This window comes from Mesorhizobium sp. M1E.F.Ca.ET.063.01.1.1 (genome assembly GCF_003998155.1).
GTDB lineage: Bacteria > Pseudomonadota > Alphaproteobacteria > Rhizobiales > Rhizobiaceae > Mesorhizobium.
This window is the reverse complement of record NZ_RZSC01000020.1, coordinates 1-23,746: the sequence shown is the minus strand read 5'-3', so window position 1 is coordinate 23,746 and position 23,746 is coordinate 1. Positions and strand designations below refer to the sequence as shown.

The following is a 23,746-nucleotide window of genomic DNA, read 5'->3' as shown; positions in this document are numbered from 1 at the left end:
GACCTGTCATCGTTGTTCGACGCCTCGGTGGGCGGCAATATCGCCGAGTACGTGAAATACGATTCGGCGTCGCACACGCTGAGCGTCGACGTCAACGGCACGTCCGGTGGCGCCAATTTCGTCGATGTCGCCGTGCTGCAGAACGCACCTGCCGCCGGCACGATCAACATCCTCTACGACGATACGACCAACACACAGCATACGGCCACGATTTAGCACTTATGCACGGCCACACTCCCATGCTATGCATCAACAACGCATGAATTCGCAATTCGAAGAGGGGCTTACATGAGACATTCCGCAAGATTTCTGTCTTCGGCCACGGCGCTGCTCTTGGCCGGATCGACGGGCTTTGCCGCCGACATCATCGGCGAGCCGGCGGTGAACTATTGCCGCACCGTGGGCACGTCGGACCTGGTGCTGACCGACAACATGGTCGAGCTCAAGGACCATGTTGTGAAGCTGATGGACGAATCCGTCGCCGTCGCCAACAGCCCGGAATGGATCAACTCGTCGCGCCCCGCCTTCGTCTGGGCTTCGGAAGCCAAGGTCGCCTGCGGCATGGCCTATGGCTACCTCAAGACGAACTATAAGGACGAAGATACGCTCAACAAATGCGAGTGCTTCCACGACCGCATGGTCGAATACATGCATTGAGCTGACGGGCGAACGCTGCGCCGATCGGCTGCGATGATAGCCATGAGAGCCTGGGCGGGGGCGAATGCCCTCGTGCGTCCAGCGCAGGTTGCCACGCCTGCCGAGCCTGGGCGGCAAACCCATTTCCGGCAGTCGCGAACCTTGGCGCTCGCGCTTGTCGCCGCCGCCGCCATCTCCGGCTGCCAGTCGAAGAGCGGCGCATCGGACGTGCTCGATCCGGCGGCGATCGCCGCGCCTGGCAGCCAGGCCGGCGGCACCGCCACGACGCCCGCGCAACTGACCGCCGGCTCCGCCGCGACCGCAGCGCCGAAGGGCAATCTGACGCTCGGGACGGGCGCGACCAAAATCACCATGCTTTTGCCCCTCTCCGCCTCGGGAAGCACGGGAGAGAACGGCAGGAAGATGTTTGATGCCGCGCGGCTGGCGATGACCGATCTCGGCGACAAGCTGGTGACGCTGACGATCGAGGACACGCGCGGCGACAGCTCCCTTGCCAAGGACCTAGCGGTGAAGGCGATCACCTCAGGCGGCGCCAAGGTCGTGATCGGGCCGGCCGAGCTTGCGGCGGCGCAGCACCTTGCCAAGCTCTCCGGCACGATGCGGCCGCCGGTGCTGGCGCTGGCCGACAATTTCGCCGGCGGCCCCGGCGTCTATTCGGTGCGGCTCAGCGAAGCCGACAGCGCGGCCGCGGGCGCGGCCGCCGTCGCCGGCAAGGGCGCCAGGAAATTCGTGCTGATGGTGCCGGCCGGCGCCAATGCCGGCGCCATCGAGGCCAGGGTCGCCAACGCGCTCAGCATCTATGGCGCGACGCTCGCCGTGACGCTTCCCTATTCGGCATCGGACGGCGCCAAGGTGGTGTCCGACATGGGCTCGCTGGTCGAGGCGCCCGATGCGGTCGTCGTCGCCAGCGGCGACGGCAGCCCTGTCGCCGTGCTGAGCGCGCTGAAGGCGAAAGGCATTCCGGGCAAGGCCGTGAGCCTGATCGGCACCAACCGCTGGCTCGAGCATCCGGTGGATCCGCTCTATGAAGGCGCCTACATCGCGACGCTCGACCAGAGCGAGACCGGGCCGATCGCCGACCGCTTCAAGGCGACCTACAACTATCAGCCCGACGTCAACGTCGCCTATGCCTACGACATGGTGGCGCTGTCGGCCGGCATTGCGAGCTCGGTCGGCCCGAACGGTTTCTCCAAGCAGGTGCTGGAGAATGCGAGCGGCTTCCGCGGCTCGACAGGCCTGTTCCGCTTCCGCGCCGACGGCTCGAGCCAAAGGTCGATGCCGTTCTTCAGGGTGGAGAAAGGTCAGCTCAAGCTGGTGGAGAAGCAGACGGCGGGATTTTGAATTCACTACAGGCGGGGGGCAGTGGATTTTCTGAAGAGACTTCTCATTGTGGTTATTGCTGGCGCGGTCGGGGCTGGTGCCGTCGCGCTCATCGAACGGCTGATGTTTGAGGCGCCGAGACCGGCTGTGTCCGACGAGCCGCCGGCTCTGCCTGTCATCAGGAAAAGTCCAGTCCAGCAATGGACATGGCCAAGCGACAGCTGAAGCTGGTGCAGAAATAGACGGCAGGGTTTTGAGGGTTATCAGTTTGCCAACTACGCTTTGGGCGGCGACAATTTCTCGCCCATGGCCACGGGGATCGGAACAGCCCGACTGAGCAATTCGCGTAGCGGCAGCTCGAAACGAATGTACATGCGCCAACCGAACAAGACTGATGTGCCCACGCCGATCATGATGATGAGGTCCGGCGGAATCGGGAATGCTGCCCACAGCACAAGAAGCAGCGTGATCGGCAGGGTGTGAATCAGGTAGAGCATGTAGGAGGCATCACCGAGAACTGTCCACGCACTTGGCTTTGCATCGATCTGCATCGTGCCGAAAACGACCATCGCTGCCGGGAGACCGTAGACCAGCACTCGCTGGAAGCCTTCGTTGCCGGCAAGGAATTCCATCGTACCGCCTTGCGGCGCTATTCCAACAAATCCGACAGCGATCATCGCCACCGCGCCAATCGGCAGGCACCACACTGCCGATTTCCATTTAGGGGCGTAAGCGAGAAGGACACCAAAACCGAATTCGATGATCAGCGGGTTACCAAGATACTGCAAGACCGGCCCCACCGACCGAAAGATCATCGCGAGACCGAAGATGCCGAGCACTCCCGGAAGCAGCCTTCGATCAACGAGAACGATGGTCGCTGCGGCGTAGAACAGCATCTCGAAGCAGAGCGTCCAGGCCGCGGGCAACGCTGGTGCGGTCATTTGATCGGTAGCCGGCCATAGCAGCAGCGTCGCCACGGCGTCCCGCCAACCGAAGCCGGTTTTGTAGGCAACGATCGCATAGGGGATGCTAACCAACAGGTAAGATGGAACGATGCGCCGAAACCTTCGCCAAGCGAAAGACTGCCAGGTCAGACCAGGTGTCGTTCTAGCGATGATCACACCTGATATGACAAAAAAGATGTCTACGCCCGCGCGGCCGACAACCTGAAAATCATGAGGCAACAAGCCGTTCGACCCTGTAGCCTGAACGGCAGTCTGCGCCGCATGGACATAGACGACCATCAAGGCGGCGACGAACCTAAGTACTTGCAGAGACCAGATCACGCTAAAGCCCACATCGTCTGAACCGTTCGGAGCGATCGCGTATTCACGTCAGCGCAAAGTAACTGTCCCGCCGCCGATCTTCTCGGGGCGGTCGGCCCGTTTGCGCTCGTAAGCACCAATCATTCTTACGGCAACGATCGAAGCCACGCCAACCATGGCACCTGCGATCACGTCGATCAGGTGATGCCCACCCTCGGGAAGCGTGGCGATGATCATCAGCGCGTTCAAACCGGATATGGGCCACATTAACCAACGACAATCACGAAGCGCATAGATGATCATTATCCCAAGAGCTGTGTGATAGGATGGGAAAGTCACCATTCCTTTGCTTTTGGTCATGATCAGATCGAACGGTTCGCCAGATCGTAGTGCCATCAAAGTCTCATAGTGCCACATACCGGCGTGGGCAGTAAAGTGATTGAACTGTTCTGCGGCCGGCTTTAAATAAGCATAGGCACCTCCAGCCGGCAAAAAAACCAACATCACCTCTGAAAATACCGACGACACCGCAAGTAGCGCGATGAACTCTAACATCTTATCTGTTCTATTTCTTGCCATATTCAATAAAATTACAAACGGAACCTGGGGTCCGAGTGCATGATAGGCAACGATTAGTACCGGCGCTATCAGTTTGTTATTTGTGACAGAGAGGAACCAAAGCCAGTCGAATCCTATCCGCTCATCGATAGAAGCGAGCATTGGATCGGCTAACGGGCGTCCGGTTGCGCTAGCAAGATGCATTAGAACAGTCGTGCAAATCAGCAGCGGGACAAAAGCGGCCGCCGCAAGCACCAGATTTCCGAGAAAATCGGAAGCCTTGCGAACAAACTGTCCGATCCGTGAGCTGTCCCCCCTCATGCGCCACGTGACAAGCCATGAAGCCAGACCGGCCAAACAGATACACAACGCCACCGCTCTGATGTCAGGCCAGTTAAGCGGTGAGAAGCGGACAGTCGAATAGGGTAGCCACATCAAATCGACGGTCCCAACGAGCACTGAGACGGTCAGTATCGCGTAAAGATAATTCCTTGCCCCCATAATTCATTACCTCAGGGAAATCCGATTTTGCCCTATCGCGGATCGGACGCTGGCAACGCCGTGCCAGCGAAACGCGGCAAGAGCATGGGGACACGCTGCGCGTATTCATGGTATTCAGGGAAGGCTGCTCGCAAGACCTTTTCCTCATTGACCATCCGCCGATATTGAAATGCGAGGGCGATCACGCCAACTGTGGCTGTTGGCCATGTCGGATTGCCCATAATAATGCCGAGCAGGACGATCGCTTCGCAGGCGTAAAGCGGGTGCCGCACCACCTGATACGGACCTGCCGTGACAAGTCTTCTCGCCTGCGCAGTAATGCTGAATGACCTGCCAAGCCACCACAGGCACCAAATGCAAAGAGCGAAACCTATAATGGTGGTAAGGTCGGCAACAAGCTGAAGCTGCGGAAGTGTTTCAACGCGAGGCACAGCAATCAAAGTTGCAGTTGCAAAGCATCCGATCAGGGCCGCAATGCGAGGTTCAAACCCTTGCGCTGTTTTCACCGGCGGCAAGCGGCCTACCGTTGTGGCGACAACGAGTATCAGGAAGCCGAGGGCGGCGACGCTTGCCCCGATATCGATGGCCCACGCTGCAGTCCATTCTCCAATGCGAACACCTTTGATGAGGGCTGCAGCTTTGAAGGTCGCGCAGACCGTAAAGTAGAGTGTCATCGTCGCGCGTCCGATGAAATCACGCGTCTCGAGTGGCGGGAGTTTCATTGGTTTTACCCCTTGGGATCAGCGGATAGGCGAGTTGCTCGATGTAAGTTTGTGGGATGGGGTCATCGACGCCATAGCGCTCCGGCACCGTGTCAGCGGGCAGGTGCATCGTACCAAACAGCATGTCGATGAATGCAAGCTGACCTGCAAAATTCTTGTCGTATGCCGCGCGCGCGCGCGCGTGATGCCAATGATGGAACTGAGGCGAGGCGATCAGCCATCGAAGTGGGCCGACGTTCAGCTTGACATTGGCGTGCAGCAGCAGGGCATGAGCGTGAAAAATGAACGCGAAAATGGCGATCGATTCATTGCTGAAGCCCAAAAGATACAAGGGCACAAAGGAAGCACCCTTCGTGAGGATTTGATCAATGGGATGGATCCGGTGCCCTGCCAGCCAGTCGAGCTCTTCTATGCTGTGATGGATTGCATGAAAGCGCCACAAGAACGGCACGGCATGAAACGCACGATGGGCGAAATAAAAACAGATGTCTGCAATGACAATAGTCTCCATCACCTGAAGCCAAATCGGCTGCGATGACACTGCTCTGCCGACATAATCCGGCACCAGCCGCCCCAACGTGCTCGTTGAAAGCGTAACAACCGCAATCAGGCCAAGCGCTATCGGAGCGCCATTGAACAAAGCGTAGATCAGGTCGTTGAAGAAGGCTTTCCTAAATATCTTCTGGCCGGGTCGCAGGCCGAACAGACGTTCGATCGGCACGAAGATCAGAGCCGTTATCAACAGTGCTTTGATATCGAAAACGCCCATACGGCACCCCGCCGACAAGACACGATCCAAGCACTTCACCGGTTTTAGCGCAAGCTAATGGTTTCCAGAAGGTTAACCCGAGCCCTGGCGGGCTGCAGTTTTCGCTATTGCGATAGGATCAGGGCGTTGAGGCTGTATACAATCTGGAACGCTATCGTGCAGATCGCCGCAGCCGAAATCGGCACACCAAACGGCACCACGCCTTTTCGATCCAGATGCTGGACGTAACCACGAAATGCGCCTGCCGGCAATAGGAACGGATTCTTGACAAGAAGCGCCGTGACAAGGGCGAAAACCAACAGCAGCAGGGAAAACACGACAAGGCCGCTGCCGCCGACCAACAAAGGCGTGACCGCCATCAGCTTCACGTCGCCGGCGCCGACCTTGCGCAGGGTCCAGAATGGAAATAGTCCGACAAACAGCATGAGGCCGGCAAGCATGCTCAAGCCCATGTCCCACCAGGATCCGGCCACCACCGAGAAGAGCTGAAGCGATCCGAGCCCGAAACATAGGAGCAGCAGAACATCTCGGTTGGATATTTTCTGCGTTGTGAAGTCCAGCCAGGCAATCCGCGCGAGAAGGGCTGCGGCCAACGCCTTCAGCAGCAGCGAAACGGCCAGCAGCACGTCAACGCTCGATATTCTGCACGCTTGACGACAGCAGCTTTAGATTGTTGGCCACGGTCGGATCATTGGGCGCCAGTTCATAGGCCTTGAGGAAGTTGGTGCGCGCCTCCTGCAGCTTGCCGCGCAGCAGATAGGAATAGCCGACATTGTTGTAGTATTCGGGCGTCGCGCCAAGCAGCCGGTAGGCCCGGCCATAGGCGAGATCGGCCAGATCGAAGCGGCGGATGCGGTCGCAGGAGGCTGCAAGGCCCAGCCAGGCGACGCCGTCATTCGGCGCCAGCCGCGTCGCCTTGTAGAACAAGGCGCCGGCATTGCCGTAATTTTCGGAACGGAATTGGGTCTTGGCCTCGGTGACCGCCTGGTCCGAAGCATAGTAGTCGACATCGCTGACCGTCTTCAGCCCGTCGAAGGCATCGCCGAAGGCGGTGTAATCGCCTTTCGCCGGTTCGTTGGTGCGCACGACGCCCATGCTGCTATCGGTCGACTGGCAACCGGCAAGCAGGGCAAGCAGCACGCTGGCTGCGGCGGCGAGGCGTATTGGCCCTGTCATTTCGTCCCCCAGGGGTCCTGCGACTCGGATTTTAGAACCAAAGCATATGACGGCTTAGAAGAAAACGCCTTTCATGCGAATAATGACCGGCAGCATCACGACCATCATCACCACCGGGAAGATGCAGAGACCCAAAGGGATCATCATCTTGACCGGCAGAGCGTTCGCCCGCTCTTCCGCACGCAGAATTCGCTGGGTACGCATTTCGTCACTGTAGACACGTAAAGCCTCGGTAAGGCTGGTGCCGAGTTCTTCCGACTGACGGAACAGCACCGCCAGGGCCTTCGCTTCGTCAAGCCCGATGCGATCCGCCAGTTCGCGCAGCGCCTCGCGGAGAGGTTTGCCGGCACGCAGTTGCAGGTTCATGATCGAGAGCTGAATACCGAGCCATTTGTGGGTGCCGGCGAGTTCGCCGCCCACTCGCTCGACTGCCGCCTCCAGGCTCATGCCGGCGTCTGCGCAGGTAATCATCATGTCCATGAAGTCTGGAAAGCCACGGCGATAGACCTGTTTCTGTGTATTTTCGAAGCGGTCGAGCATGATGCTCGGAATGACGATGCAGCCAAGACCTATCAGTGCCGAGCCCCCGAAGGCGACGAACTCAGGCAGTTGAGGCGGCACAACGCGCGATAGAAGCGCGTATGTCCCCAAGAATCCGACACACACGCAGGCAAGACGAGTCAAGGTATAAACAACCGGTGCGTTTGGTTGATGAAATCCCGCCCGAAATAACTTCGCTTCCAGCGCATTTGGCTCGCCACGCTCCTTTTCCAAAGCGCGAAAATAGGCGTCGACCGGCTGCTGTGACGAAATCTTGTTGCGTTCCTGTTGGGCACCGAGCGATCGCCGACTGGCAATCCCCTCAGATAAGAGGGCCCGAGATACCATCCTTCTTGTCTGAAGAACCGGCATAATCATCAGTGAAGCGAAGATGAAAAGCGCCGCGGCTGCCAAAAAAACGGCAAGGGAGAGCAAGGTGGGCGAATTTCCGATATTGGTCAGCAAGTCTGATCGCGCTCCTCAGAAATCGAAGTTGACCATCCGATACATGATGAAGACTCCCAGCAATGCCCAAAGTCCAAAGATCGTGAATACGGGCAAGATAAGTGGGCTGTCCCAGACGCCGCCGTAATAGCTCGGCGCAATGCCCATCAAAATTCCGAACATGAAAACTGGAAACAAAGAAATAATCCAAGCTGACATGCGACCTTCAGCGGAAAGCGCTCGTATCTTCAGTCGCAGTTTCTGCCTCTCTCGCAATACGGAAGCCAGGTTTGAAAGGATTTCTGTTAGATTTCCGCCAGTCTTCGCCTGAATGGAAAGTGAGACTGACATTAAGTGTAGACCCTCAAAGCCCACTCTTTCCGACAATTTCCGCACAGCCTGCTCAAGGCTAAGCCCGAAGGTGATTTCGTCTGAAACAATACCAAATTCGGTCCCCAACGGGTCGGGCATTTCCCGTGCAACCAGACCAATCGCCACGGTGGTCGGGTGACCGGCGCGGAGCGAACGCACGATCATGTCAAGTGCGTCGGGGAGTTGGGCGGCGAACTTCTGGATCCGCTTGTTTCTCGCTCTGCGCAGCACCAGAAGAGGCAAGACCAGACCGATGAAAACGAAAACGGCTAATGCAACGATTGCCGAAAAGCCGAAAAGCAATGACAGCACGAGTGCGAAGACCGTACCCGCGAGTAAGAACATCGCAGCGAATGCCAATGGATTGCCGGTTATACCCGATTGGGTGTAGAGGCGGTTGAGCGCCACCGCCCCAAAGAGGAAGTCACCGGAGGCCGTCAAACCCCGCTCCTGCAGTAGACTCTGCAGGCTTTGTTCTGCGGGGGCGTCTTCTCCCAGGCGTTGCAGCCGCCTGTTGATCACTCCCGCTCGCTTGCGCCGGCTGGCAAACGACAGATAAAAAGACTCCGCGGCTAGAATGACCGATGCAGCTGCCAAAACGTATATGAAGTAGAGAAGTGTTTGACCTGTCGGCATCAGAGCGGAACCTGCGGATTGAAAGCGTCCTTCCCAAAATGGTGGCCGAGCGTTGCTGCCTCTTGGGCAAATCGCGGACGAACGCCAGTGGCACGGAATTCGCCGATGATGGCACCATCCGCGCCAACATCACGGCGAACAAAATGATAGATCTCCTGGAGTTGCACGACATTGCCTTCCATGCCGGTCAGTTCCGATATCGAGACAACACGCCGCCCACCATCAGAAAGACGCTGCGTCTGCACGATGATGTCGATTGCCGAGGCGATCTGCGCCCGGATCGAGTCATTGGTCATTGGCATGCCAGCCATGCCAACCATCTGTTCCATGCGTGAGATCGCATCACGCGGCGTGTTGGCATGAATTGTCGTCATCGAGCCTTCGTGGCCGGTGTTCATCGCCTGCAGCATGTCGAAGGCTTCCTCGCCGCGAACCTCGCCGACGATGATGCGATCCGGCCGCATGCGCAGCGCGTTCTTGACCAGCTCACGCTGGCGAACCTCGCCCTTGCCCTCGACATTGGGTGGGCGCGTTTCCAGGCGGCCGACATGCGGCTGCTGCAGTTGCAGTTCCGCCGCGTCTTCGATCGTAACCAGGCGCTCTTTGGCCGGGATATAGCTGGAAAGAGCGTTCAGCAGTGTAGTCTTGCCGCTGCCGGTGCCCCCCGAGACAAGAATCGACTTGCGCGACTGAACGGCAATTCGTAGCAAATCGACCATGGGCTGACGGATCGAGTTGAATGCCATCAAGCGTTCAAGCGAATAGGGGTTTTTTGAGAATTTGCGGATGGAGACCAACGGGCCGTCGACCGAGATCGGTCGCACGGCGATGTTCACGCGCGATCCGTCTTCAAGGCGGGCATCGACCATAGGTGCCGATTCGTCAACGCGCCTCCCAATGGCGGAGACTATCTTATTTATGATCCTCAGCAGATGCGCCTCGTCGCGAAAGCGAATTGACGTCTCTTCAAGCACGCCCCGCCGCTCGATGAAGACGTGCTTGTGCGTGTTGATCAGAATGTCGGCGATTGAATCGTCCTTGAGCAAAGGTTCGATTGGCCCCAGCCCGAGCATTTCGTCGGCGGTATCACTGGTGAGTTGATCGAGCTCGCGCGCATTCAGCGGTACATTCCGCCCACGCACAAATTCACGAACGATCGGCCGGATCTCGTTGAGGATTTCATCCTTCGGCGCACTCTCAAGTGCCGCGAGATTGAAACGGTCGATTAGATGTCGATGCAGATCCACCTTTAGTGTCAGAAAATCGTCTCTGTGCGACTCCCCCTCAGTTGAAGGGATAGGTGCCGTTCCATTTACCGCAACAGCTGTATGCGCCGGCTGTGGCGCTTTCTGTTCGTTCGATCCTTTGATGAAGCGACCAAGCATGCCGCTCAACCCCCTGCAATTTCCCCGCCATCGAAACTAAGCGTTAACCACGAGGGGCACAAGCGCCTGAAGGACACACTGGACATATTACTTGCGACATAGTTAAGAGATGGATTTCGGGAAATCGTTTTATTTTCACCCTACTCCAAGCTTGCAGACCAAAGTCCTAGGACCTTTGTCCCCGCACGGACGGCCGCACCTCTAAACCCACAGATATAAATAGTTATGCACGGCTCCTAATATGACCAAGCCCCGGCGCGACCGCGGCGGAATTGTGAATGAATGGTTAAGATCACTTGAAAAGCGAAGCGAATCAAGCTGTTGTCAAAATTGAAGAAGCGTCGAATCGAGTATTGAAAGGTTAAGGGACTGTTAATCCGTTTGACTTGGCTTTTTTGGCGGACCTAGGATTGAACGTGACGGGGGATGCTTGGGTATGGGGTTCATCCTTAGGCTCGTCTCGTCGGGTTCAAACCTCCAAAGGGAGAAATTGGCATGAAGAAGCTCATGACGATGGCCCGGCAGTTCCGCAACGAAGAAAACGGCGCTGCTATGGTCGAATATACGATCCTGCTCGGCATCATCACCGTGGCCGTGATCGCTTCGGTGATTTTTGTCGGCGGCTGGGTCGGCACCCAGTGGACGGCGCTGACGGGACAGTTGCCTTGATATCTTGACGATCGCCGACGCCGGGGCAGCCCGGCGTCGGCGAACTTGAAGCTAGCGGCGTACGCAATCGGGCGGGGTAATATTGATGCGCGCTAATACTGTTATCATGATTGTTCTCGCTGGCGTGTTCGGCGTGCTGGCGGTGGTACTTGCCAACGTTTGGCTTGCCAATCAGCGCTCGGCCATGGCGAAGGCAGGTGACCTGCCACGTGACACCATCGTAGTGGCGGCCGTGCCGCTCAAATTTGGCGACTCACTAAGCGACGACAAATTGCGTGAGATCCCTTGGCCCGCGGGCGCGGTCCCAGATGGCGCATTCAAGACGACCAAGGACCTCCTGGCTGGTGAGGGAGCCAAGCAAGCCCTTCAGGCGATCGGCGTCAACGAACCGGTGCTCGCCACCAAGATCACAGGTCCTGGCCAACGCGCCACACTTTCGGCGGTGCTTGCCGAAGGCATGAAGGCTGTCTCCATCCGGGTGAACGATGTGCTCGGTGTCGCAGGATTTGTCTTCCCGGGCGACCGTGTCGACGTGCTTTTGACCCGCAGCGTGCATAGCAATGACGGTCCCGACAAGAGCTTCGTCGACGTGCTGCTGCAGAGCGTCAAAGTGCTCGCCGTCGACCAGGTCGCCGACGAAAGTAAGGACAGCCCGACGGTCGTGAAGGCGGTAACGGTTGAGGTCAGCACCAAGGACGCGCAAAAGCTCACCCTTGCCGCCGGTGCCGGCCAGCTGTCGCTGGCGCTGCGCCAGGCCGCGGCCAGCAAAGGCGAGACGACCGAGCGCGTGACGCTGGCGGACCTGACCGGCGAAACCCCGGAAGACGTTGCCAAGAGGCAGGCGGAACTCGAGAGGCAGAAGGCCGCCGAGGCCGCAGCCGCGGAAGAGCGCAAGCGTGCCGATGACAAGCTTAACGGGCTGGCCCAGGCGGTGGAGCGGGTGGGCAGCCAGATCGATCAGTTGAGCAAGGCGAAACCTGCCCCTACTGTGGCGCCAGCACCACAACCGCAAGAAGTTGTAAAGGAAGTGGTCAAATATGTGCAGCCGGCGCCGCCAGCCCGCGCTACAATCCGTGTCTTCCGCGGCGTGAAACTCGAAGCCTACGACGTGCCGCGACAGAGATAGCGAGAGGCGCATTCGGATAAGGGGATCCGGGTGGGTCCGTAAGGGGACGATCTAGATGCGATTTTTTCGGGGATCACTGGCCGCTGCCGCTCTGGGGTGGTCCTGTCTTGTGTTGCCGGTGAGCCCTGCGGTTCACGCCGCCGACCGCTTCATCGACGTGTCGAGCCCAACCATCCACCGCGTTTTCGTGCCCGTGTCGCAATCGGCCACGATCCAGGTGAACGCCACGCTTGGCGATATAGTCGTCGGCGACGAGAAGATCGCCGACGCCCAGCCGATGACCGACAAGACGCTCTACGTGATCGGCAAGAGCGTCGGCACCACCACCGTCAATCTGTTTTCCGAGGACAAGCGCTCGCTGGGCGCCATCCAGATCGAGGTCGGCCAGGACGTCAGCGACATGGCGGCCGCGATCCGTCAGGTGGCGCCGAAGGCACGCATCGAAATCGGCTCGATCAACGGCAAGGTTCGACTTAGCGGCCACGTCAAGGACGCCGCGACGCTGGCGCAGATCGTCGAGGTGACGCAGCAATATGGCCCCGACGCAATCATCAATGCCGTCACCATCGATGACAGCGAGCAGGTCAATCTTTCGGTGCGCATCCTTGAGGCCAAGCGCAATGCCGGCCGCGACCTCGGGGTGTCGTTCAGGAGCACGAACAGGAGCGGGACGTCCAGGGTTGGCACCGGGATCGCGACCACAACGAAGGATGACGACGGCAATCCCGTGGTCCTCGGCGATGGAGATCTGCTCAGCGGATTACTGTCGACCGCCAGCCCCTTTGGAGCTTTAATTACCCGCATCATCGACAGCAACGTCAAGGTCGATCTGATCATCGAAGCGCTCGAGTCGAAGGGTCTCGTGCGGCTCCTGGCCGAACCGAACCTCACCACGGTTTCCGGTGAAACAGCCAGCTTCAACGCCGGCGGCGAAGTGCCGATCCGCAGCGTCAACAGCCAAGGCGAGATCGAGGTCATATTCAAGCAATTCGGCGTCAATCTGAACTTCACGCCAGTGGTGCTGGACGACGGCAAGATCCATATCAAGCTGGCGCCGGAAGTCAGCGACCTGACCGGCTTCACCCCGGCCGGCGACCCGATCTTCACCAACCGTAAGCTGGCAACCGTGGTCGACCTGCGCGACGGCCAGAGCTTCGCGGTCGGGGGCCTGCTGTCCAGCAAGAACACGAGGCTTCAGGATCAGGTGCCGTGGCTTGGCCAGGTGCCGATCATCGGTGCGCTGTTCAAGAATTCGAGCACGCAGAAGGAAGAAACGGAGCTGGTTGTCATCGTGACACCACACCTCGTGCGGCCGGTGAAGCCCGGCGAGCAACTGGCGACGCCATTCGACAAGACGAGGCCGGCCAACGACCCGGAACTCATGCTGCTCGGACAGCTCGAAGTCAGCAAGGACATGATCCGCAAATATGAGCATGGCGACGGCGTCACCGGCCCCTATGGCCACATGCTGGATGTGAAATCGAAGGACAAGCTGGTCTATGTCAAGAAATAAGCTCTTGCTCGTTCTTCTCGGCTCCAGCCTGCTTGCGGGCTGCGCTGCGGACTATCTGAACAACTACGACACGATGACGCTGGCGTCAGGCGACTCGCAGAAAGCCAACCAACTGCTGCAGACGGTCGATCCGTACAACCCGGCGTCGAACAACACCAGGATCGAAGGCGATGGCGCACGATCGGTCGGCGTTGTGCAGAAATACAAGCTTCCGCCGGCGCCGGCACCCACGACCAATATGACAGTCAATGTCGGTCCGACGGGTACGACCACGCAGTGAAATGAACGAAAGGAAGCGGTTGTATCAGGTATGAGAGGAGCCTGAAACCAAGGGGTAAAGGGTTGGGTCATGTTGGGGACCATTCGTAGATTCTGGCACGATCAGCGAGGCATAGCGCTGCTGCTCGTCAGTATCATGTTGCCGGCAATCATCGGCTTTTCGCTGCTGGCAATCGACATGAGCCGGGTCAACAACATGCACAACGACCTGCAGAAGGCGGGCGATGCCATGGCACTTGCCGCGGCTGCAGAGTTGGATGGCCGCACCGACTCGATTGTCCGCGCCGACCGGGCGCTAGCGACCCTGGTGAGCAACCAATATACCTTCTCCACGGCGGGCGTTCCGCAGGTGCTGCAAGCGGCGGGAGTGACGAGAACCTACCTTCGATCGCTTCCGGCATCAGACAGTACTGCCATCGCAGCAGCCAACATCATCACCGATGAAGTGACGGATGCACCGAACGCACGGTTCGTCCGGGTCACCGTGACGCCCGTCGGCTTCGCGGCCATATTCCCTGCCTCGTTTTTGACCGGGAACACCGCGAACAACAGCTTCAATGTCGGCGCGGTCTCTGTCGCAGGGTTTACGTCCGGTGTCTGCAACTACACCCCCGTCTTCATCTGCAATCCATACGAGATGGTGAACGGCACTAACTCCGCCGGCGGCGTGACCTTGGAGCAGGCCGTGGCGGATCCGTCTATCCGCCGCCGCCTGATCGAACTCCGTACAGTAGGGAACAATGCCGCATACGGACCCGGCAATTTCGGCTTTCTGGCGCCGCCTGACAGTGTCGGCAACGGTGCCAAAGGCCTCGCGGAGACGATCGCCACGTCGAGGCCGCTCGGCTGCTATTCTTCCCAGGGCGTTAGCACAAAGACCGGCCAAAACACGGGCCCGGTTCAGGACGCCTTCAACGTGCGTTTTGGGATCGATCCCAGCGGCGGTGGTTTCAACAGCCCAGAGTACGGCCCTGCTGCGAACGTTCGGAAGGGGGCCTCGACGAATGGGAACGGAAACCAGTGCCCGAAATACAATCAGATGACGTTCAATGCGACGGGCAACATGGGCCTGCCACGCGATGCCACCACGCCCTACATGGATGGGCGAATGGGCGACGGAAACTGGAACCTGTCCAGCTATTGGAGCACCAATTTCGGTGGGACCAGCTATCCTTCTTCCTGGGACACGAGCAAGCCGACTCGGTATCAGGTCTACAAATACGAGAACGCGAACAGTCTGATAGGTCACGCCTCTACGGGCGGCGAAGTGGGAACACCGCCGAGTTCCTGCCAACCGCCGGTGACATCCATCGATCGGCGCTTGCTCTATGGCGCGATCCTCAACTGCAATGCGCTCGAGGGCGCCGGCAATAATCTGAACGGCAACAGCACCAATCTCCCTGTCGAGGCTTTTGCCAGCTTCTTCCTGACGGAGCCTGTCCCCGGCGCCAACGCAGGCGGGTCGGTTTTTGTCGAACTCGTCGACATCACCGGCCGCGGAGGCGCAGGAACGCTCGACAGTTTCCTCCGCGACGAAGCCCAACTCTATCGGTGACGAAAATGCTTGGGCTCATCCTTCGCCACCTTGCGAGATTTAGACGCGATCAGCGCGGCGCGGTGCTGATCGAGATGACCCTTATAACGCCATTGATGCTTACGCTTTCAGCCGGCGTGTTCGAGTTTGGCAACCTTATCCACGACAAGCTCCTGATGGAGGCGGGTCTTTCCGACGGAGCTCGTTTTGGCGCCCGGTGCAACAGCCAGATTTACACGGATGCCGGGCTGGCAGCGATCAATTGCGCCAGCATAGCCGCTAACATCGCTGTTTACGGCAAGCCAGCCGTAACGCAGACGGACGTTCCGCGAATCGCAGGTTGGCAGACAGCCAACGTCACCGTGACGATCGGGACCGGCTGCCACGATGCGGTGGTTGGCGGTGTCACGCAGTATCGATCCACGACCGCACAAGTCTGCGTCGTCCAGGCGGACGGAACCTACCCCTATACCGGCGTCGGCATGCTGGCTTTCATTGGCGTCGGTCCGATCACGCTGAGCGGCTCACATCAAGAACGGTTGATGCGGTTCTGACGATGATCAGGCGTTTCGCAAAATCCGAGGACGGCGCGGCCATGGTCGAGATGACCATCGTCGCGACCCTGCTCTTTGCGTTGACGCTCGGCTTCGTCGATTTCGGCTACGCTTTTTATCAGTGGAATGCGGCAACCAAGGCGGTCCAGGTCGGCGCGCGGCTGGCCTCAATATCGGACGCGGTCGCGACCAACCTTGCCATTGCCGCACCGACGGCCAATCCCGGTGCGCCGGTCGTCGCCGGCGCTTACGGTCCGTTCGTCTGCAGTTACAGTGGTGCCACCGGTTCTTGCACAAACAGCGGCGGATTCAGCGCGGCTGCTTTCAGCCGGATATTCCGCGGCGACACCGCCGTCACCAATGACGATGCCTGCCCGGCGCTTACCGGCACCCAGCGGCCAGGAATGTGCCACTTCTTCTCCGGCTTGCTGCGCAGCAACGTCGTCGTCACCTACACGGCAACCGGACTTGGCTATCAGACCCGGCTTGGCGGCCCCGTGCCGACGATCACGGTCAGCCTGCAGAACCGGACCTTCCAGTTCTTTTTCCTCCAGGGACTGATGGGGTTTGCCAACATCAACATGCCTTCCATGCTGAGTACTGTAACCGGTGAAGACTTGAAGAGTACGTTCCCATGAACGCTATCGACACCAGAGTTTTGCCAACCAAGCGCAAGCAGGTCGCCCTGTTTTCTTCCGACGCGAACTTCACGCGCGACGTGACGACCAGGCTCGACGCGCTGGCGATCTATGACGTCAAGGTTTCGGAGGCGGTCGAGTTTCTGAAAGGGCCGCCTGTCGATGCGCGGCCGGGCATCATCATCCTCGATCTCGGCAGTGGCGATCTGCTCGGCCAGCCCGGCGTCGTCGAGGCGCGCTCCAAATGGGCATCGGTGCCGCTGATCGCGATTTCCGACGAGCTCACCTCCGAGCAGACGCGCGTGCTGGTGCGCATGAACGCATCGGACTGGCTGCACAAGCCGCTCGACGCCAAGGAGCTGCTCAACGCCGTCACTTTCCACGACACCGGCAACCAGGGAACCAAGAGCCGGATCATCACCTTCATTGCCGCCAGCGGCGGCGCCGGCGCGACCACGCTGGCGATCGCGGCGGCGGAGCATCTCGCCTCGAAATCGGCCGAGCGGGCGGCCTCGACCTGCCTCGTCGACCTCGACTTCCAGAGCGCCAATTGCGGCGCCTATCTCAACCAGTTCAACCAGTTCGACCTTGCCGGCATCATCGGCCAGCCGGACCGGCTCGATGTCGAGCTGATGGACGTCATCAAGCTTTCGCGCCCCTCCGGGCTCACGCTCTATTCCTTCGAGCGGCCGCAATTGCCGTTCGAGCCGCATGGCGCCGATTTCGTCTTCCGCCTGCTCGACCTCGTCGCCTATCGCTTCGACGACATCGTCATCGACCTGCCGAACATCGAGACGCCGTGGCACGATTCGGTGCTGCGCACGAGCGACGAGATCTTCATCGTCTTCGAGCTCAACGTCGCGTCGCTGCGGCAGGGCAAGCGGCTCTACAAGAAGATCCGCGAATTGCGCGGCAACAGCGTCTCGATCACGCTGGTCGCCAACAAGCACAAGCGCAAATGGTTCGGCAATCACTTCTCGCGCAGCGAGCTGGAGAAGATCTTCAAGGCGCCGCACATCAAGTCGCTGACGCTGGACAACGCGCTTCTCACCGACGCGCTGAACCGCGCCATCCTGCCTTCCGAGGTGGACGCACGCGCCCGCTTCAACAAGGACCTGAAGCGCATGTTCAAGGAGCGGCTGGACAATGCCCAGCGCTAAGCGCCGCATTGCTGCGAGCGTAGCGGGTGCGTGCCTGGCCGGCATGGCGCTGGTGTCGGCCTGCGGTTTCGCGGAAGCCGGATCGGGCCTGCCGCCGCTTCCCGCCATGGGGCCAAGCCTGCGCAAGACGGTCGCCTTCCAGACCGGCGAGCAGCCGGGAACGATCATCATCCGCAAGACCGAAAAGGCGCTCTATCTGGTGACGAGCCCGGGCCAGGCGCTGCGCTACCAGATCAGCGTCGGGCGCGACGGGTTCGGCTGGACGGGGACGGTCAAGGTCGCATCCAAGACCGAATGGCCGCAATGGCGTCCGCCCAAGGAGATGCGCGCCCGCCAGCCGGAACTGCCGGCGATGGTGCCGGCCGGCCCCTACAATCCGCTCGGCGCCAGGGCGCTCTATCTCTCGCGCGACGGACGCGATACGCTCTATCGCATCCATGGCACCAACGATCCCAAGGGTGTCGGCTTTGACGGCACGTCCGGATGCTTTAGACTGACGAATACCGATGTGATCGATCTCTTCAAGCGCGTGGCGGTGGGCGCAAAGGTGGTGGTTGAATGACGATGATCAGCGTACCGGACGTTCCGGCAATCGAACTCGGCGAGCAGGAAAAGGCGCCCGGCAAGCCGAACCGGGCGAGAATAATCGGCGCCGTCGCGGTCGGTGCCGCGCTCGTCACCGCCGTCAACGTGACGGCCGCCGTCTATCTCTATCGCGGCGTCAACGACCTGCGGGCGATGGAGGCGCGGCTGGAGCAGCTCGGCCAGTTCGAGCAGCGGATCGGCGCCCGCATCGACACGGTCAACAACGGCTTCCAGAGCCGGTTCGAAACGCTGGACCGCCAGTTGCAGGCGAGTTTCGGCCAGATCAACGGCAACCTGGCCAAGCTGGAGCAGGGCCAGCCCGTCGCCACCGAGGCGGAGACGCCTCGCGCGCCGGAACCCGGTTTCGCCGGCACGACCGTGGCGGAGGCGTCCGCAGTCGAGAACCCTGCCGAGCCGGACTCGGCCTCGCCGACGTTCAAGCGGAAGGTCGCGCCGCCCGGACCCAACCCGTCCTACCAGCGCATCCAGCAAGCGGACGGCAAGGTCTATTACAAAAAGATCAACTGACCTCGCGCTGGATGCCAGGCTAGAGCGGTTCAGCGTTTGATAGAATCGCGGAACCGCTCTAACTATTTGTTTTTAAGCAATTCCGGACGGAAAATCGTTACACACTTTTCCTGGAATTGCTTTAGAAGTCGCGCAGCAGCGCCAGGATGCGGACGGCGCGGGCTTCCGTGCGAAGTTTCGCCTCGCGCAGGAAAGCGACATGGCAATAGGCGCAGGCCGCGAGGCCAAGGCACAGCACCAGGCTGTTCTTCCAGCTGAAGTCGATCGCCAGCGAGAACTGCAAGCCGCGCGGCGCGGTGAAGGTCGCAATCGTGCTCGCCGTTTCCGAATGGCTGCCGACCGCGATCATCAGTCCGGCGAACAGCAGGGCGGCATGGTTGGCGAGGAAAAAGCCGGCGGATCTCTTTGCCTGGCAGGCCATCCAGCAGGCGGCCGACGCGGCGAGGATGATGGCTGCGTCGAGAGCCATCGAGCCGCCGAGATAGAAGTCCACCTGCTGCCAGAACATTGTCGAGAAGGGCCGCAGCTCGAACCAGACGCGCCACATGGCGGGGCTCGCCGAATAGGTTCCGAGAAGGAATGTCGCCGTCCGCTCCGCCGCCAGCAGGAACAGCATGAGGGCCGGGAAGGCAAAGAGCAGTGTCGGCTTGCGCGTCATGTCATCCCCTCGACAACCGATGCCTGAATGTAGGCCGCATTGGTTGCGCGAGACTTAACGCAACGCCTTGCTTTTCAAGCAATGTCGCCGGTGCCTAATGTATGATGCGGTGAAACGATGGGGCGCGCTTGTGGGCGAGGTGAAATCGACCGGCCGGCTTGCCACGACGCTCGGCGGCCTGGGGCTGGTCGCCGGCGCGCTGATGATTGCCGGGTCCAGGCACTGGTTGCCGACCACCCTCCCCTCCTATCCGCCGACCCCGGAGGCAGGCGAAGCGCGACCAGCTCCTCACGTCCCCGTTCCTGACGCACGGCCCGGCCAGCCGGCGCGCCGAATCGCCGAGGACCTCATCGCGCCGCCGCCGCTCGACGTGGCGGGCATCGAGCGCGTCGAGGCTCGCCCGCCGCTCGGCGAGCTTGGGCGCGCCTCGCCGCCAAGGACGCCGATGCCGCAGGACTGGCGTGAGACCCTGCTTTATCGTCCGGTCGCCGTGTCGTCAGCGGTCTTCGAAGCCATGGGACGCAGGGTCATCATCAGCGGCGCGGTCGATATCGGCCCCGACAGGGCCTGCTCGTTCGGCGATGCCATCTGGCCCTGCGGCCAGCGCGCCCGCGCCGCCTTCAACGCCTGGCTGCGCGGCCGGGCGCTCAAATGTGTCCTGCCGCCCGATGGCGACCGCTTCGCCGTCGCCGCGCCCTGCACGCTCGGCAAGCAGGATGTCGGCGCCTGGCTCGTTGCCAATGGCTGGGCGATGGCGGCGCCCGGCGGACTCTACGACAAGGCCGAAGCGGTGGCCCGGGGCGCCCAGATGGGCATCTTCGGCCCGCCGCAATAAGCACCCCAGGAAAAGCGCGAGACGGCTTTCCGTTCGGAATTGCGTAATAACGGAATGGTCAAAAGCGTTAAGCGATCCTACCAAATGCCGACCTGCGACCGAATCAGATCGTCGAAGCGAGCCCGGGCCGCGGCCGCTGACGAGTGCCCCTCCAACGCCGCCCACGGAGAAAGACGCTGAATTCCTTCAAATTGTAGGCCTCGCTGAAACGGAAATCGTAACACCCCGCCTTTAAGCCAATGCGTCCAACAGGAGATTGGCCAGTGAGCACAAAAAAAGAGACCGCACCGGCAGGGGCATGGAAGCATGTCCTTTGGCTGTCCCTGCTCGGCACCGCCGCCTGCGTGGGCCTGTCGCTCGGCCTCAACTATCTGCTCCTGCTCAGCGACGCCTTGACGCCGTTCGGCCGCAGCGTCATCACGGCGGCGCTTCTGCCCATCATCATCGGTCTGCCGCTTTTTGCCCTGCTCGGCTGGAGAGAGGTCGAGCTCCGCCGTTACCGGCAGGAACTCACCAGGTCCGGCACCTATGACCGTCTGACGGGCTGTCTCAACGGGGCTGTGTTCACCTCGATGGTCGACAGACGGGCGGCGAGACCGTCCGGCCCGCGCTCCGGCGCCTTCCTCGTCATTCACCCGGAGCATCTTGCATCGATCAATCTGCGCTTCGGTCTTGGCTGGGGCGACGAGGCCTTGCGGCTCATCGCCTCGGCCATCAGGTCCTCGGTGCGCAAGGACGACCTGATCGGGCGCATCGGAAATTCGATGTTCGGGGTTTTCCTTCCCGGCGCGACGAGCCAGGACGCCAAGGAGATCGGCGAACGTGTTCGAGACGCGGTCGGACAGATTTATTTCGCGCCGAAAGGCGACAAGGACGTGCTTACCATCCGCGTCGGCGGCGTTGTCTTCGAGCATGAACTGGCGTTCGAGGACATGTTCCGGTCGGCGGAAGAGCTCCTGTTGGAGGCTCAGGACGAGGCCGACCTGGCGTTATCGCATATCAGCAACTGACCCTGCGAGCGGAACCCCAACGACCTCCGCGGGCGACATTCCCGCGGTATATCGTTCTTCAAAAGCGGCCTGATCGTTTTATGCCTCAGATGCCGCCCATGCAGAGATACTTCATCTCGAGGTAATCCTCGAGGCCGTGGCGGGAACCCTCCCGCCCGATACCGGACTGCTTGACCCCGCCGAACGGCGCGGCTTCCGAGGACATGCGTCCGGTGTTGATGCCCACCATGCCATATTCCAGGGCCTCCGCCACACGCCAGACCCGCTTCAGGTTCGATGCGTAAAAATAGGCGGCGAGGCCGTAGATCGTGTCGTTGGCTTCACGCACGACCTGATCCGCATCTTCGAAGCGGATGACCGGGGCCAATGGCCCAAACGTCTCCTCCTGCGCCACCGTCATTGCGCTGGAAATATCAGTAAGGACGGTCGGTTGGAAAAAAGTGCCGTCTGAACCAATCCGACCTCCGCCGCACCGGATCGCACCGCCTTTTCCCACGGCATCGGCGATATGGGATTCGATCTTGGCGAGCGCCGGCCTGTCGATCAGCGGGCCGATGGCGACATCGGGATCGAAACCGTCGCCGACCTGAAGCTGGCGAACCCGTTCCACGAATTTATCGACGAACTCGTCATGAACGCCCGACTGCACGTAAAGGCGATTCGCTGAAACGCAGGTCTGGCCGGCATTGCGGAACTTCGCCTGGATCGCCCCGTCCACGGCGGCGTCGATGTCGGCGTCGTCGAAGACGATGAAAGGCGCATTGCCGCCCAGCTCGAGACTGACCTTCTTGATCTGGTCCGAGCACTGGCGCATGAGCAGCCGGCCGACCTCGGTCGATCCGGTGAAGCTGATCTTGCGCACTTTGGGATTGTGGCAGAGCTCACGCCCCACCGCGGCGCCCTCGGAGGCATAGATAAGGTTCACGACACCGTCTGGGAAACCGGCCTCGGCGGCGAGCGCGAACATGGCGCCCGCGACAAGCGGTGTCTGCTCGGCAGGCTTCAGCACGATGGCGCAGCCCGCCGCCAGCGCCGGCGAGATCTTGCGCGCCACCATCGATGCGGGAAAATTCCATGGGGTGATCGTGCCGACAACGCCGATAGGCTGCTTGATCACCAGCATGCGACGGTCCGTTGACGGTGCTGAGATCGTCTCGCCGTAGATACGATTGGCCTCCTCGGCATACCATTGCAGATACGCCGCCGCATGCGAGACCTCCGATTTGGCTTCGGCAAGCGGCTTGCCCATCTCCGCGGTGAGGATAGCGGCGAGGTCGTCGGTGTGGGTGACGATCAACTGATGCCACCGCCACAAGATTTCGCTGCGCTCCCGGGCGGTCAGTGCTGCCCATTCGGCCTGAGCGACATAAGCCTTGTCGATCGCCGCGCGCGTCTCCTCGACGCCCATGTCGAGAAGTTCCGCCAGCAGTTCGCCGGTCGATGGATTGAAGACCTCGAACGTACGCCCGCCAGCCGGCATGCCAAGCGCCGGCACACGGTCGATCGCGGCAAACAGGTCGGGGGATTTCAGGTGGCGGATCATCGGCGGGCACAGGGGCATACCGGTCTCCTCCTTAAGCAGCTTGATGGTTGTCAATGGCGCCAACGTGTATGCCGCGCATCCACGCCTCTCATAGGGCCTGGGAAGGACGGCGGTAGACCCACCCGTTGCAGCCGGCGTCGCGGAGCCAAGTTCAGGCGAATCGTCCCTCGACCTTGCTTGGATTTCCGGTTGCGTTAGCATAGCAACGAATTAGCTATGCCTGAAAAAGCCGGATTTCGCTGAGGGGGCGAAATTTCATGGAGATGCAGCAGGTCCGATATTTTCTGGCCCTGTCCAGCACGTTGAACTTCACCAGAGCGGCCGAGGAGTGCAATGTCACTCAGCCCGCGCTGACGCGAGCCATCAAGACGCTGGAGGAGGAGCTAGGCGGAGAGCTTCTTCGTCGTGAACGCCAGCATTCCCACTTGACCGAGCTTGGCCGGCGCATGCTGCCCCTGCTGCAGCAGTGCTACGACGCGGCGACCTCTGCCAAGTCACTAGCCAAGGCAGTGCAAAGCAGCGACGTCGCGCCTCTCAACGTCACGATTTCGAACAGCATCAACATTGCGCTGCTGGTTTCGCCGTTCACCGAGCTTTTTCGGGCCTATCCCGGCGCGCATCTCAAAATCCACCGCGGCTCGCCGGCGGCTGTGGTAGAGGCGCTCAAGAATGGTGAGGTCGAATTAGCCGTTGCCGGTCCGCTGGGCCAGGTTTGGGATCGCCTCGACACCTGGTCACTTTTCCAAGAGGGGATCGAGCTCGCCGTGAA

Annotated in this window: 27 protein-coding genes; 16 read left to right on the top strand and 11 right to left on the bottom strand. The window is 60.4% G+C overall.

The window, feature by feature from the left end; translation table 11 throughout:
* From EOA29_RS41140 to EOA29_RS03805, 3 genes are all read left to right on the top strand, one after another.
* Positions 1 to 216 (top strand): hypothetical protein (locus EOA29_RS41140; RefSeq protein ID WP_189478807.1); only part of this gene is annotated, 216 nt, incomplete at its 5' end.
* Between the two features lie 72 nt (positions 217 to 288).
* The gene (locus tag EOA29_RS03810) at positions 289 to 657 is read left to right on the top strand and encodes a hypothetical protein (protein ID WP_127220247.1); all 369 of its coding nucleotides are present in this window, start codon (positions 289 to 291) and stop codon (positions 655 to 657) included.
* A 42-nt stretch (positions 658 to 699) separates the two neighbouring features.
* Entirely contained in the window at positions 700 to 1,998 is a 1,299-nt protein-coding gene (locus EOA29_RS03805; protein ID WP_127220246.1) for an ABC transporter substrate-binding protein, read from the top strand.
* Positions 1,999 to 2,252: 254 nt separating this feature from the next.
* Here EOA29_RS03805 and EOA29_RS03800 read toward each other — a convergent pair whose 3' ends face one another.
* The 9 genes from EOA29_RS03800 to EOA29_RS03760 form a co-directional block, all read right to left on the bottom strand.
* Positions 2,253 to 3,263 carry an acyltransferase gene (locus tag EOA29_RS03800; RefSeq protein WP_127220245.1) on the bottom strand — a complete coding sequence of 337 codons (1,011 nt, stop codon included), beginning with the start codon at positions 3,261 to 3,263 and terminating at the stop codon, positions 2,253 to 2,255.
* Between the two features lie 48 nt (positions 3,264 to 3,311).
* Positions 3,312 to 4,055, bottom strand: coding sequence for a phosphatase PAP2 family protein (locus tag EOA29_RS03795; RefSeq protein ID WP_210213107.1), 744 nt, complete (start codon positions 4,053 to 4,055; stop codon positions 3,312 to 3,314).
* Positions 4,056 to 4,333: 278 nt separating this feature from the next.
* Entirely contained in the window at positions 4,334 to 5,023 is a 690-nt protein-coding gene (locus EOA29_RS03790; RefSeq protein WP_145969619.1) for an isoprenylcysteine carboxylmethyltransferase family protein, read from the bottom strand.
* Positions 4,995 to 5,792 carry a sterol desaturase family protein gene (locus EOA29_RS03785; protein ID WP_127220242.1) on the bottom strand — a complete coding sequence of 266 codons (798 nt, stop codon included), beginning with the start codon at positions 5,790 to 5,792 and terminating at the stop codon, positions 4,995 to 4,997. Before EOA29_RS03785 ends, EOA29_RS03790 begins: the two co-directional genes overlap by 29 nt.
* A 104-nt stretch (positions 5,793 to 5,896) precedes the next feature.
* Positions 5,897 to 6,418 (bottom strand): prepilin peptidase, encoded by a 522-nt coding sequence (locus EOA29_RS03780; protein WP_127220241.1) that lies wholly within the window; start codon positions 6,416 to 6,418, stop codon positions 5,897 to 5,899.
* A 1-nt stretch (position 6,419) separates the two neighbouring features.
* Positions 6,420 to 6,968, bottom strand: a complete 549-nt coding sequence (locus tag EOA29_RS03775; protein WP_189478805.1) for a tetratricopeptide repeat protein — start codon at positions 6,966 to 6,968, stop codon at positions 6,420 to 6,422.
* Between the two features lie 54 nt (positions 6,969 to 7,022).
* Positions 7,023 to 7,973, bottom strand: a complete 951-nt coding sequence (locus EOA29_RS03770; protein WP_127220240.1) for a type II secretion system F family protein — start codon at positions 7,971 to 7,973, stop codon at positions 7,023 to 7,025.
* Positions 7,974 to 7,988: 15 nt separating this feature from the next.
* Positions 7,989 to 8,960, bottom strand: coding sequence for a type II secretion system F family protein (locus EOA29_RS03765; RefSeq protein WP_127220239.1), 972 nt, complete (start codon positions 8,958 to 8,960; stop codon positions 7,989 to 7,991).
* Positions 8,960 to 10,345 (bottom strand): CpaF family protein, encoded by a 1,386-nt coding sequence (locus EOA29_RS03760; protein ID WP_127220248.1) that lies wholly within the window; start codon positions 10,343 to 10,345, stop codon positions 8,960 to 8,962. Before EOA29_RS03760 ends, EOA29_RS03765 begins: the two co-directional genes overlap by 1 nt.
* A 495-nt stretch (positions 10,346 to 10,840) precedes the next feature.
* Between EOA29_RS03760 and EOA29_RS03755 the strand changes: the two genes are divergently transcribed.
* From EOA29_RS03755 to EOA29_RS03710, 10 genes are all read left to right on the top strand, one after another.
* Entirely contained in the window at positions 10,841 to 11,014 is a 174-nt protein-coding gene (locus EOA29_RS03755) for a Flp family type IVb pilin (protein WP_127220238.1), read from the top strand.
* Positions 11,015 to 11,099: 85 nt separating this feature from the next.
* On the top strand, positions 11,100 to 12,140 hold the full coding sequence (cpaB, locus tag EOA29_RS03750) for a Flp pilus assembly protein CpaB (protein WP_127220237.1): 1,041 nt from the start codon (positions 11,100 to 11,102) through the stop codon (positions 12,138 to 12,140).
* Between the two features lie 118 nt (positions 12,141 to 12,258).
* Positions 12,259 to 13,653: a type II and III secretion system protein family protein gene (locus tag EOA29_RS03745; protein ID WP_245468397.1), complete on the top strand. Its 1,395-nt coding sequence runs from the start codon at positions 12,259 to 12,261 to the stop codon at positions 13,651 to 13,653.
* 4 nt (positions 13,654 to 13,657) lie between these two features.
* Entirely contained in the window at positions 13,658 to 13,933 is a 276-nt protein-coding gene (locus EOA29_RS03740; RefSeq protein WP_245468396.1) for a hypothetical protein, read from the top strand.
* Between the two features lie 69 nt (positions 13,934 to 14,002).
* Positions 14,003 to 15,487 carry a pilus assembly protein TadG-related protein gene (locus EOA29_RS03735; RefSeq protein WP_127220234.1) on the top strand — a complete coding sequence of 495 codons (1,485 nt, stop codon included), beginning with the start codon at positions 14,003 to 14,005 and terminating at the stop codon, positions 15,485 to 15,487.
* Positions 15,488 to 15,492: 5 nt separating this feature from the next.
* On the top strand, positions 15,493 to 16,020 hold the full coding sequence (locus tag EOA29_RS03730) for a TadE/TadG family type IV pilus assembly protein (RefSeq protein ID WP_245468395.1): 528 nt from the start codon (positions 15,493 to 15,495) through the stop codon (positions 16,018 to 16,020).
* 41 nt (positions 16,021 to 16,061) lie between these two features.
* On the top strand, positions 16,062 to 16,658 hold the full coding sequence (locus tag EOA29_RS03725; protein WP_245468394.1) for a TadE/TadG family type IV pilus assembly protein: 597 nt from the start codon (positions 16,062 to 16,064) through the stop codon (positions 16,656 to 16,658).
* Positions 16,655 to 17,818 (top strand): AAA family ATPase, encoded by a 1,164-nt coding sequence (locus tag EOA29_RS03720; protein WP_127220231.1) that lies wholly within the window; start codon positions 16,655 to 16,657, stop codon positions 17,816 to 17,818. The genes EOA29_RS03725 and EOA29_RS03720 overlap by 4 nt, the downstream gene beginning before the upstream one ends.
* Complete coding sequence (locus EOA29_RS03715) at positions 17,805 to 18,380, top strand: L,D-transpeptidase (RefSeq protein ID WP_127220230.1); 576 nt, start codon at positions 17,805 to 17,807, stop codon at positions 18,378 to 18,380. Before EOA29_RS03720 ends, EOA29_RS03715 begins: the two co-directional genes overlap by 14 nt.
* Positions 18,377 to 18,931, top strand: coding sequence for a hypothetical protein (locus EOA29_RS03710; protein WP_127220229.1), 555 nt, complete (start codon positions 18,377 to 18,379; stop codon positions 18,929 to 18,931). The genes EOA29_RS03715 and EOA29_RS03710 overlap by 4 nt, the downstream gene beginning before the upstream one ends.
* 121 nt (positions 18,932 to 19,052) lie before the next feature.
* Here EOA29_RS03710 and EOA29_RS03705 read toward each other — a convergent pair whose 3' ends face one another.
* The gene (locus tag EOA29_RS03705) at positions 19,053 to 19,589 is read right to left on the bottom strand and encodes a hypothetical protein (RefSeq protein WP_127220228.1); all 537 of its coding nucleotides are present in this window, start codon (positions 19,587 to 19,589) and stop codon (positions 19,053 to 19,055) included.
* A 130-nt stretch (positions 19,590 to 19,719) separates the two neighbouring features.
* Between EOA29_RS03705 and EOA29_RS03700 the strand changes: the two genes are divergently transcribed.
* Together EOA29_RS03700 and EOA29_RS03695 are read left to right on the top strand one after the other, a co-directional pair.
* Entirely contained in the window at positions 19,720 to 20,424 is a 705-nt protein-coding gene (locus EOA29_RS03700; RefSeq protein WP_245468393.1) for a thermonuclease family protein, read from the top strand.
* Between the two features lie 263 nt (positions 20,425 to 20,687).
* Positions 20,688 to 21,434, top strand: coding sequence for a GGDEF domain-containing protein (locus EOA29_RS03695; protein WP_245468392.1), 747 nt, complete (start codon positions 20,688 to 20,690; stop codon positions 21,432 to 21,434).
* Between the two features lie 85 nt (positions 21,435 to 21,519).
* Here the strand turns inward: EOA29_RS03695 and EOA29_RS03690 are convergent, their stop codons facing one another.
* Complete coding sequence (locus EOA29_RS03690; RefSeq protein ID WP_127220225.1) at positions 21,520 to 22,995, bottom strand: NAD-dependent succinate-semialdehyde dehydrogenase; 1,476 nt, start codon at positions 22,993 to 22,995, stop codon at positions 21,520 to 21,522.
* Positions 22,996 to 23,234: 239 nt separating this feature from the next.
* Between EOA29_RS03690 and EOA29_RS03685 the strand changes: the two genes are divergently transcribed.
* Positions 23,235 to 23,746 (top strand): LysR family transcriptional regulator (locus EOA29_RS03685; RefSeq protein ID WP_145969618.1); only part of this gene is annotated, 512 nt, incomplete at its 3' end.

Excerpts from the sequence above, each read along its gene's own strand:
- EOA29_RS03810 (WP_127220247.1), top strand. The coding sequence starts at position 289 with ATGAGACATTCCGCAAGATTTCTGTCTTCGGCCACGGCGCTGCTCTTG.
- EOA29_RS03805 (WP_127220246.1), top strand. The coding sequence starts at position 700 with ATGAGAGCCTGGGCGGGGGCGAATGCCCTCGTGCGTCCAGCGCAGGTT.
- EOA29_RS03790 (WP_145969619.1), bottom strand. The coding sequence starts at position 5,023 with ATGAAACTCCCGCCACTCGAGACGCGTGATTTCATCGGACGCGCGACG.
- EOA29_RS03785 (WP_127220242.1), bottom strand. The coding sequence starts at position 5,792 with ATGGGCGTTTTCGATATCAAAGCACTGTTGATAACGGCTCTGATCTTC.
- EOA29_RS03775 (WP_189478805.1), bottom strand. The coding sequence starts at position 6,968 with ATGACAGGGCCAATACGCCTCGCCGCCGCAGCCAGCGTGCTGCTTGCC.
- EOA29_RS03765 (WP_127220239.1), bottom strand. The coding sequence starts at position 8,960 with ATGCCGACAGGTCAAACACTTCTCTACTTCATATACGTTTTGGCAGCT.
- EOA29_RS03760 (WP_127220248.1), bottom strand. The coding sequence starts at position 10,345 with ATGCTTGGTCGCTTCATCAAAGGATCGAACGAACAGAAAGCGCCACAG.
- EOA29_RS03755 (WP_127220238.1), top strand. The coding sequence starts at position 10,841 with ATGAAGAAGCTCATGACGATGGCCCGGCAGTTCCGCAACGAAGAAAAC.
- cpaB (WP_127220237.1), top strand. The coding sequence starts at position 11,100 with ATGCGCGCTAATACTGTTATCATGATTGTTCTCGCTGGCGTGTTCGGC.
- EOA29_RS03735 (WP_127220234.1), top strand. The coding sequence starts at position 14,003 with ATGTTGGGGACCATTCGTAGATTCTGGCACGATCAGCGAGGCATAGCG.
- EOA29_RS03730 (WP_245468395.1), top strand. The coding sequence starts at position 15,493 with ATGCTTGGGCTCATCCTTCGCCACCTTGCGAGATTTAGACGCGATCAG.
- EOA29_RS03725 (WP_245468394.1), top strand. The coding sequence starts at position 16,062 with ATGGTCGAGATGACCATCGTCGCGACCCTGCTCTTTGCGTTGACGCTC.
- EOA29_RS03720 (WP_127220231.1), top strand. The coding sequence starts at position 16,655 with ATGAACGCTATCGACACCAGAGTTTTGCCAACCAAGCGCAAGCAGGTC.
- EOA29_RS03715 (WP_127220230.1), top strand. The coding sequence starts at position 17,805 with ATGCCCAGCGCTAAGCGCCGCATTGCTGCGAGCGTAGCGGGTGCGTGC.
- EOA29_RS03710 (WP_127220229.1), top strand. The coding sequence starts at position 18,377 with ATGACGATGATCAGCGTACCGGACGTTCCGGCAATCGAACTCGGCGAG.
- EOA29_RS03705 (WP_127220228.1), bottom strand. The coding sequence starts at position 19,589 with ATGACGCGCAAGCCGACACTGCTCTTTGCCTTCCCGGCCCTCATGCTG.
- EOA29_RS03690 (WP_127220225.1), bottom strand. The coding sequence starts at position 22,995 with ATGCCCCTGTGCCCGCCGATGATCCGCCACCTGAAATCCCCCGACCTG.